Source organism: Limnohabitans sp. (assembly GCF_044361985.1).
Taxonomy (GTDB): domain Bacteria; phylum Pseudomonadota; class Gammaproteobacteria; order Burkholderiales; family Burkholderiaceae_C; genus Limnohabitans_A.
On record NZ_JBIKHV010000023.1, the window covers coordinates 1 to 16952 of the forward strand.

The window sequence follows — 16952 nt, forward strand, 5'->3', positions numbered from 1 at the left end:
GCATGGAGTGCCTGCGCAGCAATGTGGATGCGCTGTTGACCAAGATCAAGCGCAAATACAAGGAATACGGCATCAATGAAAAGCCTTTTGTCGTCGTCAAGGCCGACAACGGCACCTACGGCATGGGCATCATGACGGTGCGCGACGTGTCCGACCTGGACGCCCTGAACCGCAAGACCCGCAACAAGATGAACGTCATCAAGGACGGACAGACCGTGAACGACGTGATCATCCAGGAGGGCGTTCTGACCAATGAGCGCATCAACGATGCTGTGGCGGAACCCGTGGTCTACATGATGGACCGGTATGTGGTGGGCGGCTTTTACCGTGTCCATGCAGAGCGTGGTGTGGATGAGAACCTGAACGCGCCAGGGGCCAGTTTTGTGCCTTTGGCCTTTGCGGACACCCCCCATTTGCCTCAGCCAGGTGTCAAACCGGGTGCCAGTGTGCCCAACCGCTTTTACATGTACGGGGTGATTGGTCGTTTGGCCATGCTCGCCGCCAGTTATGAGCTGGAAGCCACTGACCCTGAGGCTGAGGTGTACGATTAAAGTTGCTGCGCTGCAACAAAACCGCCAAAAGGACGGTGACACGGGGCCTGAACAGAGCGCAAAATAGCCAACTTCTGTTTCATCCGGCCTGATTCTCGTCAGGTCCTTGCCTGTGTCCTCCAACCGTTCTTCACTCGCCGCCTTGACCCTGGGCGCCATTGGCGTGGTTTATGGCGATATCGGCACCAGTGTGCTGTATGCAATGAAAGAGGTTTTTGGCTCCGGCCATGTCCCTTTCACGCATCAAAACGTCTACGGCATCCTTTCCATATTTTTCTGGACCCTGACCACCATCGTGTCGGTCAAGTACGTGGTGCTGGTGCTCCGGGCCGATAACCACGGTGAGGGGGGACTGGTGGCCATGCTGGCGCTGGCTTCTCAATCGGTGAAGGACAAGCCGCAGCTGCGCAAAGTCTTGTTGATGGTGGGCATCTTTGGTACATGCCTGTTTTATGGCGATGGCGTCATCACCCCGGCAATTTCTGTGCTGTCGGCCGTGGAAGGTCTGGAGATCATTTCACCCAATTTCAAAAAAGGGGTGATACCGCTCACGCTGGTCATTTTGTTTTTGCTGTTTTGGGTGCAAAAACGAGGCACGGCAGGGATTGGCAAATTCTTTGGACCCGTCACCCTGGTCTGGTTTTTCACCATTGCGGTGATGGGGGTCTCGCACATCGTTCAGCACCCGGAAATCCTGTTCGCCATCAGCCCGCATTACGCCTTGAGCTTTATGTGGAACGAGCCCGGCACAACCTTCATTATTTTGGGCGCAGTGGTGCTCTGCGTCACGGGCGGTGAAGCGCTCTATGCCGACATGGGCCACTTTGGCAAGAAGCCGATTCGCCTGGCTTGGTTCAGCGTGGTCATGCCCTGTCTGACCCTGAATTATTTCGGGCAAGGGGCTTTGTTGCTGGCCAATCCCGAAGCCGTGAAAAACCCGTTTTACATGATGGCGCCCGATTGGGCTTTGGTACCTTTGGTGGGGTTGGCCACCATGGCCACAGTGATCGCTTCGCAGGCCCTGATCACGGGCGCCTTCAGCGTGACCAAGCAGGTGATCCAGTTGGGCTATCTGCCACGCCTTCAGGTGCAGCACACCAGCGAGACCGATACGGGCCAGATCTACATGCCGTTTGTGAACTGGGGCCTGTTTGTGGCCATTGTGCTGGCGGTGGTCATGTTCAAGTCATCGAGCAATCTGGCGGCGGCTTACGGCATTGCGGTGTGCACCGACATGCTGATCACCACCGTGCTCACGTTCTTTGTGATCCGATACGCCTGGAAACTGCCCTTGGCTTTGTGCATTGGTGCCACCGGATTCTTCTTTGTGGTCGACCTGGCTTTCTGGGCATCCAACATGTTCAAGCTGTTTGACGGCGGCTGGTTTCCGCTGCTCATCGGCGCAGCGGTGTTCACCCTGATGCTGACCTGGCACGATGGCCGCCGGTTGCTCAATGATTCGCTGCGATCGGATGCACTGAAGCTGGCAGATTTTCTCGATGCGGTCTTCATTGCCCCACCCATCCGGGTGGAGGGCACAGCCGTCTTCCTGACCGCCGAGGCCGGCACGGTGCCCAACGCCTTGCTGCACAACCTCAAGCACAACAAGGTGCTGCACCTGCACAACCTGTTTGTGACCGTGCGCAGCCATGAATTTCCTCGCATGGACGCAGCCCGGCGACTTGAAGTCACTCCGCTGGGCCACGATTGCTGGCAAGTCATCGTCAACTATGGCTTCAAGGACAACCCTGATTTGCCGTCGGCCTTGGCCACCATTCAGGGCGATGGCTACCAGTTGGATCCCATGACGACCAGCTATTTCCTGTCGCGCGACATCGTGATCCCGACGATTGGTGGCGGCATGGCCACCTGGCGTGAAAAGCTCTTTGCCCAGATGCACCACAACGCCAGTGCGGCGGCTGAATTTTTGAACTTGCCCACCAATGCCGTGGTGGAGCTGGGCTCAAAGATCGAAATTTAAGGCCGCGTTCCCATCGGCTCACCCATGCCAATGGGGCGGCTTGGTGCCCAGTCTTTCTCAAACTGCACCGCGCCTTTGGGGAACAGCATCACCACCGTGGAGCCCAGCAGGAAGCGGCCCATTTCTTCGCCTTTTGCCAGCGAAATGCGGCCCATCTCATAGGTCCACTCCCGCACAGCACCTGGGCGGGGCGGGTTGACCACGCCATGCCAAACGGTGGCCATGCTGCCCACGATGGTGGCGCCCACCAGCACCATCACAAAGGGGCCGTGCTCGCCCTCAAACACGCAGACCACGCGTTCGTTGCGGGCAAACAGGCCCGGTACGCCCCGTGCTGTGGTCGGGTTGACCGAAAACAACTCGCCAGGCACATAAATCATGCGCGTCAAGCGGCCGGCGCAAGGCATGTGGATGCGGTGGTAGTCCCGCGGGCTCAGGTAGAGCGTGGCAAATTCACCATTTTGGAACTGTGCCGCCAGTGCCGGGTCGCCACCCACCAAGGCCAGAGTGCTGTAACTGTGCCCCTTGGCCTGGAACACCTGATCGCCGTCAATCGGACCGCACTGGCTGATGGCGCCATCGACCGGGCTCACATACGATGTTGCCGCCAAAGGGCGGGCATCTGGCCGCAACGGACGGGTAAAAAATTCGTTGAAGCTCTTGTAGCTGGCCGTATCAGGGTTGGCCGCTTCGGCCATGTTCACGTTGTAGCGCTGCACGAACCAATCGATGATGCCGGTGGTGGCCGAGCCCCATTGGCTGCCTGCCACCCAGCCCGCAAAGGCAGTCAGGGCTTGTTTGGGCATCAGGTACTGAGGCAAGACCGCGAGTCGGTCAGAAAAGGAGCTGGACATGGGCGGTGCCGCAAACGCGGGTCAGGAGAAGGCCTGATTTTATCGGGCGGGCAATACACCGGGCGTTTTTCAGTCGAAGGCAGCCCCTGTGGCCGAAAGTAGGCCCTGTCACAGGCACAATTCAGCCATGAAAACCCCTTTGCTTTCGGTTGCGCATCTGGTCAAACGCTATGGCGAAGCCACCGTGGTCAACGACCTGTCTTTTCACATTGATCCCGGCGAATGCCTGGGTGTGATTGGCCCCAATGGCGCCGGTAAAACCACCTCGCTGCGCATGTGCTTGGGCTTGACGCAACCCGATGGGGGTGAAATCCGTTATTTCGAGGGCTTGCAAATGCCCCGTGATGCCCTGGACATCAAGGCCCGCCTGGGCGTTGTGGCGCAAATGGACACGCTCGACCCTGACTTCACGGCGGAAGAAAACCTGTTGGTCTTTGGCCGCTACTTTGGTCTGCCCGATGCCACCATTCGGGCACGCATCCCCAAGCTGCTGGAATTCGGGGCGCTCAGCCACAAGGCCAAATCCAAGCCGGGTGAATTGTCGGGGGGTATGAAGCGGCGCCTGAGCCTGGCCCGCGCACTCATCAACCACCCCCAACTGCTGATGCTGGACGAGCCCACCACCGGCCTGGACCCGCAAGCCCGGCACCTGATGTGGGAGCGCCTGCAAGTGCTGCTGCAAGAAGGCAAATCCATCTTGCTGACCACCCATTTCATGGACGAAGCTGAGCGCTTGTGTTCCCGACTTTTGGTGCTGGACCAGGGTCGGAAAATCGCCGAGGGCAAGCCACGTGACCTGATTGCCGAGCACCTGGAGCCCGAAGTGGTTGAGGTCTTTGGCCAAGGGGCAGTGGCGCTGGCGCAACAGGCCGGCTTGAAGGCCCTTGCAGGTCGGGTCGAAGTCAGTGGCGAGACCGTTTTCTTTTACACCCAGGACAGCCGCGCTCTGATGCACGCGCTGGAGGCCTGGCCCACGCTGCGCACCCTGCACCGGCCTTCCAATCTGGAAGACCTGTTTTTGAAATTAACCGGACGCCAGATCCGTGAGGAGGCCTGAGCCATGAGTCAGATTCAAAACAACATTTGGGCGGCGCCCCGTTTGTCGATGCGCTGGTGGCCTGTGTTTCAGCGCAACTGGCTGGTCTGGAAAAAGCTGGCCATCCCCAGCCTGGTGGGCAACATCGCCGAGCCGCTCATGTGGCTGGTGGCCTTTGGCTATGGCCTGGGTTCGTTGGTCGGACAGATCGAGCTGGGGGGCGAAAAAGTGCCCTACATTCTGTTTTTAGCCAGCGGCAGCATCTGCATGAGCGCCATGAATGCGGCCACCTTCGAGGCCCTGTACTCGGCGTTTTCACGCATGCATGTGCAAAAAACCTGGGATGGCATCATGAACGCCCCGGTACGGCTGGACGATGTGGTGCTGGCTGAAATGCTTTGGGCTGCGTTCAAGGCACTGTTCACCGTAACAGCCATCCTTGTGGTCATGCTGGTCTTGGACATCAGCCACAGCTGGAAGCTGCTGGTCGCCTGGCCCGTGTTGCTGGGCGTGGGCATCACCTTCAGTTGCATGGCGCTGATTTTCAACGCACTGGCCAAGGGCTACGACTTCTTCACTTATTACTTCACGCTGTTCCTCACGCCGATGATGTTCCTGTCGGGCATTTTCTTTCCACGTGAGCAGCTGCCCGGCTTTGTGCGTGTGATCGCCGACTGGTTGCCCCTGTCGGTGGCCGTGGATTTGGTGCGCCCGCTGTTCTTGGACCGTTGGCCCGACCAGCCTGTGCGCCACGTGCTGGTGCTGGCGCTGTTCGCCGTGGTGTCGTTCTGGATCGCGTTGGCGTTGACGCGCAAGCGGTTCAGGAGCTGAAACCCTAAGGATGTGGTCTGGCTGTGCCCGACGATTTTGGGTACCCCCTTATGAGGAAGGCACAGCCAGGCCACATCCGTCTCTTAGAAGATGCGTGTCAGCAATCCGCCCCCATTCACCCGATAAGATCCTTCTTTTAAATCCATCACACACTTTCAAGGATTGAGCATGAGCATCCAGACCGTAGGCATCATTGGCGCAGGCACCATGGGCAATGGCATCGCACAGGCGTGCGCGGTGTCGGGCATGCAGGTCGTGATGGTTGACATATCGGATGCGGCCGTGGCCAAAGGCGTGGCCACTGTCTCGGCCAGCCTGGACCGCCTGGTCAAGAAGGAAAAAATCAGCGAGGCCGACAAGGCCACTGCGATGGCCCGGATCAAAGGATCGAGCAGCTACGATGACCTCCGGGGCGCGCAGTTGGTGATCGAAGCCGCGACTGAAAACCAGGCGCTCAAAGTCAAGATCCTGCAACAGCTCGATGGCATGCTGGCCCCGAATGTGATCGTCGCCTCCAACACCTCGTCGATCTCCATCACTCAGTTGGCTGCAGCCACGCAACGTGCAGACCGCTTCATCGGCATGCATTTCTTCAACCCCGTGCCCATGATGGCGCTGGTGGAAATCATCCGTGGCCTGCAGACCAGCGACGCCACGCACGATGCCGTGCACGAGATGGCGCTGGCCTTGGGCAAGACACCGATCACCGTGAAAAACGCGCCCGGCTTTGTGGTCAACCGCATTCTGGTGCCCATGATCAACGAGGCCTTCTTTGTGTTGGGCGAAGGCCTGGCAGAAGCCGAAGCGATCGATGCCGGCATGAAGCTCGGCTGCAACCAGCCGATTGGCCCGCTGGCGCTGGCCGACATGATCGGCCTGGATGTGTGTCTGGCCGTGATGGAGGTCTTTTTGCAGGAGTTCGGCGACAGCAAATACCGCCCCAGTCCCTTGCTGAAAGAAATGGTCGCTGCTGGCCGCCTGGGCCGCAAGACCGGGCAGGGCGTTTACAAGTACTGAGCTGTCACCTCGGTGAACCTTGCAGGGGTGGCCCACGGCCTACCATGCGGGGCATGACCACACCGACCCACTTAGAAGGCCAGATCGACTGCACCGTGCGTGGTGCAGTCCTTCAGATCTGCATCAACCGCCCCGCCAAGCGCAACGGCTTCACGCCCAAGATGTTTCAGGAATTGGGTGAGGCCTACACCCGGCTCGACGACGACCCCGACTTGCGCGTGGGGGTGTTGTGTGCAGCGGGAGACCACTTTACGGCGGGGCTGGACCTGCCCGCCATCGCGCCACTCATGCAGCGCGGTGAAAAGGCCGTGCCAATGGGCTTGGTAGATCCGCTGAACTTGGGTATGGACGGCTACCGGCGCCGCAGCAAACCCATGGTCGCGGCGGTACAGGGCATCACTTACACCTTGGGCATCGAACTGATGCTGGCAGCCGACATCGTGGTCGCGGCCGATGACTGCCGGTTTTCCCAGCTGGAAGTTCAACGCGGCATCATGGCCACGGGTGGTGCCACGCTGCGCATGGCCGAGCGCGCCGGTACGGGCAACGCGCTCTTGCATTTGCTCACCGCCGATGTGTTTGACAGCGCCGAAGCCCTGCGCCTGAACTTTGTGCAAAAGGTGGTGCCTGTGGCCGGGTTGCTGGGCGAAGCCATGCGCATCGCCGAGCTGATCGCGGCGCAAGCGCCTTTGGCGGTGGTGGCAACGCGGCTCAACGTGCTCAAAGCAGTGGAGCATGGCCCTGTGGTCGCCATGCACGACTTCATGGGCGTGCAGCAGCGTTTGTCGCGCAGTGACGATGCTGCCGAGGGGTTGCGCTCTTTTGTAGAAAAGCGCACGGCCCGTTTCACCGGGCGCTGAACCCGCACGGCTTGCCCGGATGGGGCAAGTCGGTCAGCAAGCATCGGTGTCTGCGCCACAATCGGCGCATGACCGAATCGAACGCCTTGCATCCTTACGCTGAACTCACCCCGGACCGGGTGATGGATGCATTGACCGACTTGGGCTTGTGGCCCGATGGCCGCTTGCTGGCGCTCAGCTCTTACGAGAACCGTGTGTACCGTGCCCACCTGGACGAACCGGTGCAGGGCAGCTCTGCGGTCGTCCTCAAGTTTTACCGGCCAGGCCGCTGGCGCCGCGAACAAATTCAGGAAGAGCACAGCTTTGCTGCCGAACTCGTGGCCGCTGAGGTCCCGGTGGTTGCGCCCCTGGTGTTGAATGGACAGACCCTGCACCAGACAGCGGGTTTTGAATTTTCAGTCAGCCCTTTGCGCGGTGGCCGCCCGCCAGAGCTGGACGATTTTGAGGTGCTGGAATGGATTGGCCGGTTTCTGGCCCGCATCCACACAGTGGGCGCTGCCAAGCCCTTTGCACACCGCCCTGCGCTGGATGTGCAAACCTTTGCCTTGGAGCCTGCGCAATGGCTGCAAACCCACCAAATGATTCCGCTGGAGGTGGAGCGCGAATGGCGCGATGCGTTGGTGCCTGCGCTGGTTTTGATTGAAGCGGCGTTTGCGCAAGGCGCGGCGGACCGCCGCTTGCTGCGCCTGCATGGCGACTGCCACCCTGGCAACATCTTGTGGACACCCTCTGAGCTGCCGGGTGGCGGCCCGCACTTTGTGGACCTGGATGACGCCCGCATGGGCCCCGCGGTGCAGGATTTGTGGATGTTGCTTTCAGGTGACCGTTCGCAGCGCACCCAACAGTTGTCGGCTTTGCTTGATGGCTACGAGCAGGTGCGTGACTTTGACCGCGCGGAGCTGAACCTGATCGAGCCCTTGCGCACTTTGCGCCTGATCCATTACAGCGCCTGGCTGGCCAGGCGCTGGGAAGACCCGATTTTTCCGATCAACTTTCCGTGGTTTGGCACGCCCGACTATTGGCGCGGTCAGGTGCTGATGCTGCAAGAGCAAGTCGAGCAGATGCAAGAAGCGCCGCTCAGCGTTTAAGCCCCAGCGAGCTGCTGGGGCTTGTGCCCATGCATCAGCTCAGCAGTGCATTCACCCGCTTGACATAAGCCGCAGGGTCGGCGGGCAAACCGCCTTCGGCCAGCAGGGCCTGGTCGAACAGGATGTGGGCCAGGTCATGAAAATGCACCGAGCCGTCGAGCTTTTTGACCAGCGGGTGCTCGGGGTTGACCTCCAGCACGGGTTTGACTTCAGGCGCTTGTTGACCCGCTTGCTTGAGCATGCGGGCCAGTTGCATGCTCATGCCGTCATCGGTCACGACCAGGCAGGCCGGGCTGTCCACCAAGCGGCTGGTCACGCGCACGTCTTCGGCCTTGTCTTTCAGGGCTTCTTTCAGTTTTGCCAGTACGGGCTTGAAAGTTTCGGCCGCGTCTTCGGCGGCTTTCTTTTCTTCTTCGTCTTGCAGCTTGCCCAGGTCAAACGCGCCTTTGGCCACGCTTTGCAGGGGGGTGCCGTCGAAATCGTGCACAAAGTTCAGCGCCCACTCGTCCACGCGGTCGGTCATCAGCAAGACTTCGATGCCTTTTTTCTTAAACACTTCAAGTTGCGGGCTGTTCTTGGCGGCGGCCAGGGTGTCGGCGGTGATGTAGTAAATCGCGTCCTGGCCTTCCTTCATGCGGGCTTTGTAATCGGCAAAACTCACAGACACGCTGTCGTGGCTCGACGATGCAAAGCGCAGCAATTTGGACAAGCGCTCGCGGTTGCCAAAATCTTCGCCCAAACCTTCCTTGAGCACCGCGCCGAACTCGGCGTAAAACTTGGCGTACTGCCCCAGCTTGGCTTTGTCTTCGTCACTCAGGACGTCGGTGACTTCTTCGGAAGCCTCGGGTGCCTTGTCGTGTTTGGCCAGGTCTTCCAGCATCGACAACACCCGCTTGGTGCAGCCTTCGCGGATGGCTTTGACATCGCGGCTTTCTTGCAGCAGTTCGCGGCTCACGTTCAGGGGCAGGTCGGCTGAGTCCACCACGCCCTTCACAAAACGCAAATAGCTGGGCATCAGGGCCTCTGCGTCGTCCATGATGAAAACGCGTTTCACATACAGCTTGATGCCGGCTTTCTTGTCGCGGTTCCACAGGTCTTGTGGCGCTTTGCTGGGGATGTACAGCAGTTGCGTGTACTCGGTACTGCCTTCCACTCGGTTGTGGGTCCAGGTCAGTGGGGCTTCAAAATCGCGGCTGATGTGTTGGTAAAAGTCGATGTACTGCTCATCGCTGATGTCTTTCTTGGGGCGCGTCCACAGGGCGCTGGCCTTGTTGATGGTTTCCCACTCGCCGGTCTTGACCATGGCGCCAGGTTGGCGGCCGCCTTCTTCGTTGTTCGGGTCAATCAGATCGCCGTCTTGCCACTCTTCCTTTTCCATCAGGATGGGCAGGCTGATGTGGTCAGCGTACTTGCCAACAATCTCTTTCAACTTCCAGCTGTTGGCGTATTCCAGGGCTTCGTCGCGCAGGTGCAGGATCACACTGGTGCCACGTTCGGCGCGGGCAATCGTTTCGACCTCGAAGTCGCCTGTGCCAGCGCTGACCCAGCGCACGCCATCGGCTGCATCAGCGCCAGCGCGTCGGGTCTCGACGGTGATTTTGTCGGCCACGATGAAGCCTGAGTAAAAGCCAACACCGAATTGGCCAATGAGTTGGGCATCCGATTTCTGGTCGCCACTCAGCTTGCTCACGAAGTCCTTGGTGCCACTCTTGGCGATCGTGCCCAGGTGGTCGATGGCTTCTTGCGCCGTCATGCCGATGCCGTTGTCGGTGATGGTCAGGGTTTTGGCCGTTTTGTCGAATGACAATTTGACCTGCAAGTCAGGGGCATCTTCGTACAGCGCAGCGTTGTTCAGTGCCTCAAAACGCAATTTGTCGCAAGCATCCGACGCGTTGGAGATCAGCTCGCGCAGGAAAATTTCTTGGTTGGAATACAGCGAGTGCGTGACCAGGTGCAACAGTTGCGCGACTTCGGCCTGAAAGGCATGGGTTTTTTTGCTCATAGCATTTGGCTTTAAGGGTTCAAGGGAAAACAAAAGAATGGAAACTGGAACGCCCCTTACTTGGGGCGTGCGGACAGAATTTCAAGCCTTCAAAAAGACTCGTTGGGGCCCAAATACCGCCACTGCCCCGCAGGCATCTGGCCCAGGGTCACCTGGCCCATGCGGATGCGCTTGAGGCCCACCACTTTCAGGCCCACTTGTTCGCACATGCGGCGGATCTGGCGTTTTTTGCCTTCGGTGAGGACAAAGCGCAGTTGCTCGGGGTTTTGCCATTCCACCTTGGCGGGCTTGAGGGGCTTGCCGTCCAGGCTCAGACCATGCCGTAGGCGCTCCAGTTGCTCTTTCGGAAACACCGCCTGCACATTGTTGGTCACGCGGTCGAAGTCACCAATGGCGGTCAGCTGGTTGGCGTTGCCGCCATAGGTGGCCGAAGCGGCGGCTGCGGCGGCGGTGTTCTCGTGGCCGGTGTAGGCCACGCGCACCAGATATTCTTTTTCCATCTCCGAGTCTTCGCCGATCAACTGGCGTGCCACACGGCCGTCTTGCGTCAGGACCAAAAGGCCTGTCGAGTCGATGTCGAGCCTTCCGGCAGGCGCCAGGCCGCGCAAGTGGGGCGGCGTGAAGCGCATTTTGGACGGGTCACCCGCCCAGTGGCTGCGCGGGTTGATCAGGGTGATGGCGGGCTGGTGACCGTCTTCGGCCTGGCCGCTCACATAGCCCATGGGCTTGTGCAACAAGATGGTGACCTGTCGGTCTTGCTGTTGTTCGGCGGCTTTGTCCACGGTGATGCGGTCAGACAGCGTGACCTGCTGGCCCATGCTGGCAGCTTGTCCATTGACCTGCACCCAGCCTTGTTCGATCCAGGCATCGGCCTCGCGGCGCGAGCACATGCGCAGCTCGGCCATGCGTTTGTTCAGGCGGGAGGTGCCGCTGGGCGCAGCGGTGTCACCTGTGCCTTCGGGGCGGGGGGCACGTTTGAAAGCCGGGGGCTGGGTCATGGGTTGTGAAGCTTGAAAAGGCTGGGTTGACAGGACGCTCATTGTCCCCTTTTTTGACGATTTTTTAAGCCCTCAAAACTGTGCGGTGCGCAGTCCCTGCAGATCCAGAATGCGCAGGCCGCCGTATTCGATGCGGATGAGTTGGCGTGTCTCGAGCACGCGCAAGGCCTCGTTGACACGTTGACGTGACAGACCCACCAGATAAGCCAGCTCTTGCTGGGTGATGCGCAAGACCTCGCCCACACCTGAAAAAAGCACCGGGTTGAACAGTGCGGCCAGGTGGCGGGCCAGGCGCAGCTCGGGGTTGCTCATGCGGTCCATTTCGCGGGCCGCAATGAACTGCCCCAGGCGCTCGTTGAGCTGCTGCATGATGAAGCGGTTGAAGCCCAGCGAGTGGTCGATCAGCCAGTGAAAGGTCTCCAGCGGCAAGCCCGCCACCACGCTGGGGCGCAGTGCCTGAATGTTGTAGCGGTAATTCTCGCGTTTGAGGGCCGTGCCCTCGCCAAACCAGCCGCCCGGGGGTACCCCCGTGAAGGTGATGGACTGGCCGCTTTCGCTGTCGCTGTTCATCTTGAGCAAGCCCGAGATGACGCCAAACCAATAGGTCACGGGCCGTCCGACGCGGCACACGTAGTCGCCCACCTGGGGGTCGCTGACCACCAGTTGGGGCACCACCTGCTGGCGCTCCTCCCCTCTCAACAAGTTCAGCCAGGGGATTTCCTGCAACTCGGTGCTGGTCGGTGCGCGTCGGCGCTGGTAAACACTGGGTTCTGTGGCCATGAGAAGGTCGGTTCGTCAGGATGCGGTCAGTTGGGCTAGGGGTCTTCCCTGAATTGTCGTTGAAACGACAACTTGGCGTCAAACTGCGACATAACATCCATTCTTGAATAAACAAACATTCAGGGTGAATGTGGTGTTTCAGGTCAAAGTTTTGGAGACAGGTCCGGTCATGCAAACAACGTTCCCCCGTTTGATGCGCAAGCACGCTGCCGAGCGCCCCACGGCGCCCGCAATGCGGGAAAAAGAATACGGCATTTGGCAAGCCACCAGCTGGGAGGTCTTGTCGCAATTGGTCGAGTCCGTGGCGTGTGGCCTGCACCAGGCGGGCTTGCAGCGCGGCGAGCACCTGATCGTGGTGGGCGCCAACCGACCCAGGCTTTACGCCACCATGCTGGCGGCCCAGTCGCTGGGTGCCATTCCCGTGCCCCTCTACCAGGATGCATCTGCTGCCGAGTGCGTCTTTCCGATCACCAATGCCGAAGTGCGCTTTTGCGTCGTGGAAGACCAGGAGCAGGTCGACAAGATGCTGGAAGTGCGCGAAAAGTGCCCGCAGCTGACGCACATTTATTACGACGACCCACGTGGCCTGCGCAAGTACACCGAGGACGGCCTGGGTTCTCTGGAAGAACTGATGGCTGCTGGCGCCGTATTTGCCAAGCAGCATCCCCAATTTTTCTCCGAAGAAGTCGAAAAAGCCGATCACACCGATGTGGCCGCGATGTTCTTTACTTCGGGTACCACCGGCAACCCCAAGGGCGTGGTGCACACACACGGCTCCCTGATCGACCGAGCTGACGCCGGCGCAGAGTTTGACAAGCTGACCAGCGCCGAAGAAGTGCTGGCCTACATGCCGCCCGCCTGGATTGGCCAGAACATCTTCAGCTATGCGCAGTGGCTGGTGTGTGGCTACGTGGTGAACTGCCCCGAGTCGGTGGCCACGGTCACGATCGACCTGAAAGAAATAGGCCCGACCTATTACTTTGCACCACCCCGTGTGTTCGAGGGCATGCTGACCAGTGTGATGATTCGCATGGAAGACGCGGGTGTTCTCATGCGCAAGCTGTTTCATTACTTCATGGGCGTGGCCCAAAGAGTCGGCCCGGCCATGATGGATGGCCACCCCGTCGGCTTGGTGGACCGCGTGCTGTATGCCCTGGGCAACCTGTTGGTCTACGGCCCCTTGCGCAACAACATGGGTTTCAGCCGCGTGCGCGTGGCTTACACCGCTGGTGAAGCCATCGGCCCCGATTTGTTCACGTTTTTCCGATCCATTGGTGTCAACATCAAGCAGCTTTACGGGTCCACCGAAACAGCGGTGTTCGTGTGCCTGCAACCCGACAATGAAGCGCGTGCCGACACCGTTGGCGTGCCCTGCAAAGGTGTGGAGATCAAGGTCGCCGAAAACGGCGAAATTTTGGTCAAGTCGCCCGGATTGCTCAAGGGCTATTACAAAAACCCCGAGGCCACTGCCGAAGTGTTGACTGCAGATGGCTGGTACCACACCAGCGATGCGGGGTTCATTGACAGCCACGGCCACCTCAAGATCATTGACCGCGTGAAAGACGTGGGCCGCATCAAGGGTGGGGCCAACGACGGCGCAATGTTCGCCCCCAAATATGTGGAGAACAAACTCAAGTTTTTCCCGCACATCAAAGAGGTGGTGGCTTACGGCGACCAGCGCGAAAAAGTCTGCGTGATGATCAATATTGATTTTGACGCCGTGGGCAACTGGGCCGAGCGCCGCAACTTGCCTTATGCGGGTTACACCGACTTGGCGCAAAAGCCCGAGGTTTATCAGCTCATCCAGCAGTGCGTGGAAAAAGTCAACGTCGACCTGGCCGAAGACGCTTTGCTGGCCGGCAGCCAGGTTTCACGCTTCCTGATTTTGCACAAGGAGCTGGATGCCGATGACGGCGAGCTGACCCGCACCAACAAGGTCCGCCGCGGCTTTATTGCCGACAAATACAAGCCGCTGGTGGACGGCTTGTACGAAGGAAAAACCGAGCAGTTCATCGAGACGGTGGTGAAGTTCGAAGACGGCCGCACTGGCAGCGTGAGTGCGACCTTGCAGATTTCAGACGCTAAGACATTCACACCTGTGAAAGCAGCAGCATGACCAAAAAAATCGGTGACGTCATCCTGGATGTCAATAACATCAGTTTGCGATTCGGCGGCGTCAAGGCGCTGACCGACATCTCCTTCAATGTGCGTGAGCACGAAGTGCGCGCCATCATTGGCCCCAACGGTGCCGGCAAGAGTTCGATGCTCAACTGCATCAATGGCGTCTACCAACCCCAAGAGGGCACGATCACCTTCCGTGGCCAGACTTTTGACCACATGAACAGCCGCCAGGTCGCCGAGATGGGCATCGCCCGCACCTTCCAGAACCTGGCCTTGTTCAAGGGCATGAGCGTGATCGACAACATCATGACGGGCCGTAATCTGCGCATCAAAAGCAACCTGTTCTTGCAGGCCTTGCGCATTGGCCCCGCCCAGCGTGAGGAGGAAGAGCACCGCGAGTTTGTCGAGCACATCATCGACTTTCTCGAAATCCAGGCGTTTCGCAAGACGGCCGTGGGCCAATTGCCTTACGGTTTGCAAAAGCGGGTGGACTTGGGCCGTGCCCTTGCCATGGAGCCGCAAGTGCTCTTGCTTGACGAGCCCATGGCGGGCATGAACATGGAAGAAAAGCAGGACATGTGCCGCTTTATTCTGGATGTGAACGACGAATTCGGCTCGACCATTGTGCTGATCGAGCACGACATGGGTGTGGTGATGGACATCTCGGACCGCGTGGTGGTGCTGGACTACGGCAAAAAAATCGGTGACGGAACGCCTGAAGAAGTGCGCAACAACGAAGAAGTGATCAGTGCCTATCTGGGCACGAGTCATTGAGGAGAAATAGACATGGCATTTTTTCTGGAAGCTCTTTTTGGTGGCCTGATGGCGGGCATGCTGTATTCGCTGGTGGCTTTGGGCTTTGTGCTCATTTTCAAAGCCTCTGGCGTGTTCAACTTTGCGCAAGGCGCGATGGTGCTGTTTGCCGCTTTGGCCATGGCCCGTTTTTCGGAGTGGATACCCGGTTGGTTGGGGCTTGAAAACAAGTTCCTCGGCAATCTGCTGGCTTTTTTAATGGCCGCTGCCGTGATGTTTGTGCTCGCCTGGCTGATTGAACGCCTGGTGTTACGCCACTTGGTGAACCAGGAGGGTGTGACCTTGCTCATGGCCACCCTGGGCATCACTTATTTTCTGGATGGGCTGGGGCAAACGATTTTTGGCAGTGCCATTTACAAGATCGATGTAGGCATGCCCAAAGAGCCCGTATTTTTGTTTGAGTCAACGTTTCCCGGGGGCGTGCTGATCAGCCTGGAAGACGTTTATGCGGCCTGCATTGCGGCCTTGTTGGTGGTGGTGCTTTCGCTGTTTTTCCAGAAAACCAGCACAGGCCGGGCCTTGCGTGCGGTGGCCGATGACCACCAGGCGGCCCAGTCGATCGGCATTCCCCTGAACCGCATCTGGGTGATTGTGTGGTTTGTAGCGGGCATCACGGCCTTGGTGGCAGGCATCATCTGGGGCTCAAAACTGGGGGTTCAGTTTTCATTGACGACGGTGGCCTTGCGTGCCTTGCCGGTGATCATTTTGGGTGGCCTGACCTCGGTGCCTGGCGCCATCATTGGCGGTCTGATCATCGGTGTGGGTGAAAAGCTGTCCGAGGTTTATCTGGGCCCCTATGTGGGGGGAGGCATCGAGATCTGGTTCGCCTACATGCTGGCGCTGGTGTTCTTGCTGTTCAGGCCGCAAGGCTTGTTCGGTGAAAAAATCATTGACCGCGTATAAGGAAAAGAAATGTTCTACAGAGAAAACGGTCAATTCAAAACATCCTATCGCAGCGATCAGCAGATCTTTGCCATCGCGCAAGACCGTTGGGTTATTTCGGCCCTCATTGCATTCGCGATTTTCGGTGTTCCCCTGTTCGCCGATGAGTACATGTTTCGCGCCATTTTGATCCCCTTCTTGATCCTGTCCCTGGCGGCCTTGGGGGTCAATATATTGGTGGGATATTGCGGGCAAATTTCATTGGGCTCCGGTGCCTTCATGGCTGTAGGGGCATATATGGCCTACAACACCTATGTGCGCATTGAGGGCATGCCGGTGATATTGGCGCTGCTGTCAGGCGGTTTTTTTGCGACGTTGGTGGGCATTGTTTTTGGTGTTCCCAGTTTGCGGGTGAAAGGTTTGTACCTGGCCGTGGCGACCTTGGCGGCACAGTTTTTTTGTGATTGGGCCTTCAGCCGGATTGGCTGGTTCACCAACAACAGTTCATCGGGCTCGGTGGCGGTGTCCGATTTGCAGGTGATGGGTTGGGTCATCAATACACCGGTTGAAAAATACCTTTTTGCCTTGGCTTTTCTGGTGGTCTTTGGCCTGCTCGCCAAAAACCTGGTGCGCTCGGCGATTGGCCGTGAGTGGATGGCCATTCGCGACATGGACGTTGCTGCGGCGGTCATCGGTATTCGCCCCATGTACGCCAAGCTCAGCGCATTTGCCGTCAGCTCTTTCATTGTCGGCGTGGCCGGTGGTTTGTGGGGTTTTGTGCACCTGGGCTCTTGGGAGCCGGCTGCCTTTTCCATTGACCGTTCGTTTCAGTTGCTGTTCATGGTGATCATCGGCGGGATGGGTTCCATCATGGGCAGCTTCTTTGGCGCAGCCTTTATCGTCGTCTTGCCCATTTTCCTGAACCAGTTTTTGCCTGCTGCGGGCTTGATGGTCGGTGTAGAAATTTCCACGGCGACCGTGTCACACGCCGAGTACATGATTTTTGGCGCATTGATTGTCTGGTTCTTGATTGCTGAGCCGCATGGTTTGGCCAAACTCTGGAGCATTGCCAAGCAGAAGTTGCGGTTGTGGCCCTTCCCGCACTGAGTCAGGGGGTGTGTTGCACGCGTCTGGTGAC

General features: G+C 58.8%; 15 protein-coding genes. 11 read left to right on the top strand and 4 right to left on the bottom strand.

The genetic code is table 11. From position 1 onward, the window contains the following. Both ACIQ3A_RS06235 and ACIQ3A_RS06240 read left to right on the top strand, forming a co-directional pair. Positions 1–551 (top strand): glutamate--cysteine ligase (locus tag ACIQ3A_RS06235; RefSeq protein WP_396430887.1); only part of this gene is annotated, 551 nt, incomplete at its 5' end. Positions 552–663: 112 nt separating this feature from the next. Continuing rightward, on the top strand, positions 664–2532 hold the full coding sequence (locus ACIQ3A_RS06240) for a potassium transporter Kup (RefSeq protein WP_396430888.1): 1869 nt from the start codon (positions 664–666) through the stop codon (positions 2530–2532). Here ACIQ3A_RS06240 and asd read toward each other — a convergent pair. After that, complete coding sequence (gene asd, locus ACIQ3A_RS06245; protein WP_396430889.1) at positions 2529–3386, bottom strand: archaetidylserine decarboxylase; 858 nt, start codon at positions 3384–3386, stop codon at positions 2529–2531. The two genes, ACIQ3A_RS06240 and asd, sit on opposite strands and share 4 nt — an antisense overlap. 127 nt (positions 3387–3513) lie before the next feature. On the opposite strand from asd, the gene ACIQ3A_RS06250 reads away from it, so the two are divergent. The 5 genes from ACIQ3A_RS06250 to ACIQ3A_RS06270 all read left to right on the top strand — a co-directional run bounded on the left by ACIQ3A_RS06250 (position 3514) and on the right by ACIQ3A_RS06270 (position 8218). Beyond that, the gene (locus ACIQ3A_RS06250; RefSeq protein ID WP_396430890.1) at positions 3514–4443 is read left to right on the top strand and encodes an ATP-binding cassette domain-containing protein; all 930 of its coding nucleotides are present in this window, start codon (positions 3514–3516) and stop codon (positions 4441–4443) included. Between the two features lie 3 nt (positions 4444–4446). Next, positions 4447–5253, top strand: a complete 807-nt coding sequence (locus ACIQ3A_RS06255; RefSeq protein ID WP_108407605.1) for an ABC transporter permease — start codon at positions 4447–4449, stop codon at positions 5251–5253. 144 nt (positions 5254–5397) lie between these two features. After that, on the top strand, positions 5398–6270 hold the full coding sequence (locus ACIQ3A_RS06260; RefSeq protein ID WP_396430910.1) for a 3-hydroxybutyryl-CoA dehydrogenase: 873 nt from the start codon (positions 5398–5400) through the stop codon (positions 6268–6270). Positions 6271–6323: 53 nt separating this feature from the next. After that, positions 6324–7130: a crotonase/enoyl-CoA hydratase family protein gene (locus ACIQ3A_RS06265; RefSeq protein WP_396430891.1), complete on the top strand. Its 807-nt coding sequence runs from the start codon at positions 6324–6326 to the stop codon at positions 7128–7130. Positions 7131–7198: 68 nt separating this feature from the next. Next, positions 7199–8218 carry a serine/threonine protein kinase gene (locus tag ACIQ3A_RS06270; RefSeq protein WP_396430892.1) on the top strand — a complete coding sequence of 340 codons (1020 nt, stop codon included), beginning with the start codon at positions 7199–7201 and terminating at the stop codon, positions 8216–8218. Between the two features lie 34 nt (positions 8219–8252). On the opposite strand, the gene htpG is transcribed toward ACIQ3A_RS06270, so the two are convergent. The 3 genes from htpG to ACIQ3A_RS06285 all read right to left on the bottom strand — a co-directional run bounded on the left by htpG (position 8253) and on the right by ACIQ3A_RS06285 (position 11998). Next, positions 8253–10220, bottom strand: coding sequence for a molecular chaperone HtpG (gene htpG / locus ACIQ3A_RS06275; protein WP_396430893.1), 1968 nt, complete (start codon positions 10218–10220; stop codon positions 8253–8255). 89 nt (positions 10221–10309) lie between these two features. Beyond that, the gene (locus ACIQ3A_RS06280; protein WP_396430894.1) at positions 10310–11218 is read right to left on the bottom strand and encodes a pseudouridine synthase; all 909 of its coding nucleotides are present in this window, start codon (positions 11216–11218) and stop codon (positions 10310–10312) included. Between the two features lie 72 nt (positions 11219–11290). Then, positions 11291–11998: a Crp/Fnr family transcriptional regulator gene (locus ACIQ3A_RS06285; RefSeq protein WP_396430895.1), complete on the bottom strand. Its 708-nt coding sequence runs from the start codon at positions 11996–11998 to the stop codon at positions 11291–11293. Between the two features lie 169 nt (positions 11999–12167). On the opposite strand from ACIQ3A_RS06285, the gene ACIQ3A_RS06290 reads away from it, so the two are divergent. From ACIQ3A_RS06290 to ACIQ3A_RS06305, 4 genes are read left to right on the top strand one after another with little or no spacing between them, the layout of a single operon-like run. Next, positions 12168–14114 (top strand): AMP-dependent synthetase/ligase, encoded by a 1947-nt coding sequence (locus tag ACIQ3A_RS06290; protein WP_396430896.1) that lies wholly within the window; start codon positions 12168–12170, stop codon positions 14112–14114. Next, positions 14111–14893 carry an ABC transporter ATP-binding protein gene (locus tag ACIQ3A_RS06295; protein ID WP_396430897.1) on the top strand — a complete coding sequence of 261 codons (783 nt, stop codon included), beginning with the start codon at positions 14111–14113 and terminating at the stop codon, positions 14891–14893. The genes ACIQ3A_RS06290 and ACIQ3A_RS06295 overlap by 4 nt, the downstream gene beginning before the upstream one ends. 12 nt (positions 14894–14905) lie before the next feature. Further along, positions 14906–15835: a branched-chain amino acid ABC transporter permease gene (locus ACIQ3A_RS06300; RefSeq protein ID WP_396430898.1), complete on the top strand. Its 930-nt coding sequence runs from the start codon at positions 14906–14908 to the stop codon at positions 15833–15835. Between the two features lie 9 nt (positions 15836–15844). Next, complete coding sequence (locus ACIQ3A_RS06305; protein WP_396430899.1) at positions 15845–16921, top strand: branched-chain amino acid ABC transporter permease; 1077 nt, start codon at positions 15845–15847, stop codon at positions 16919–16921. Positions 16922–16952 lie beyond the last annotated feature (31 nt).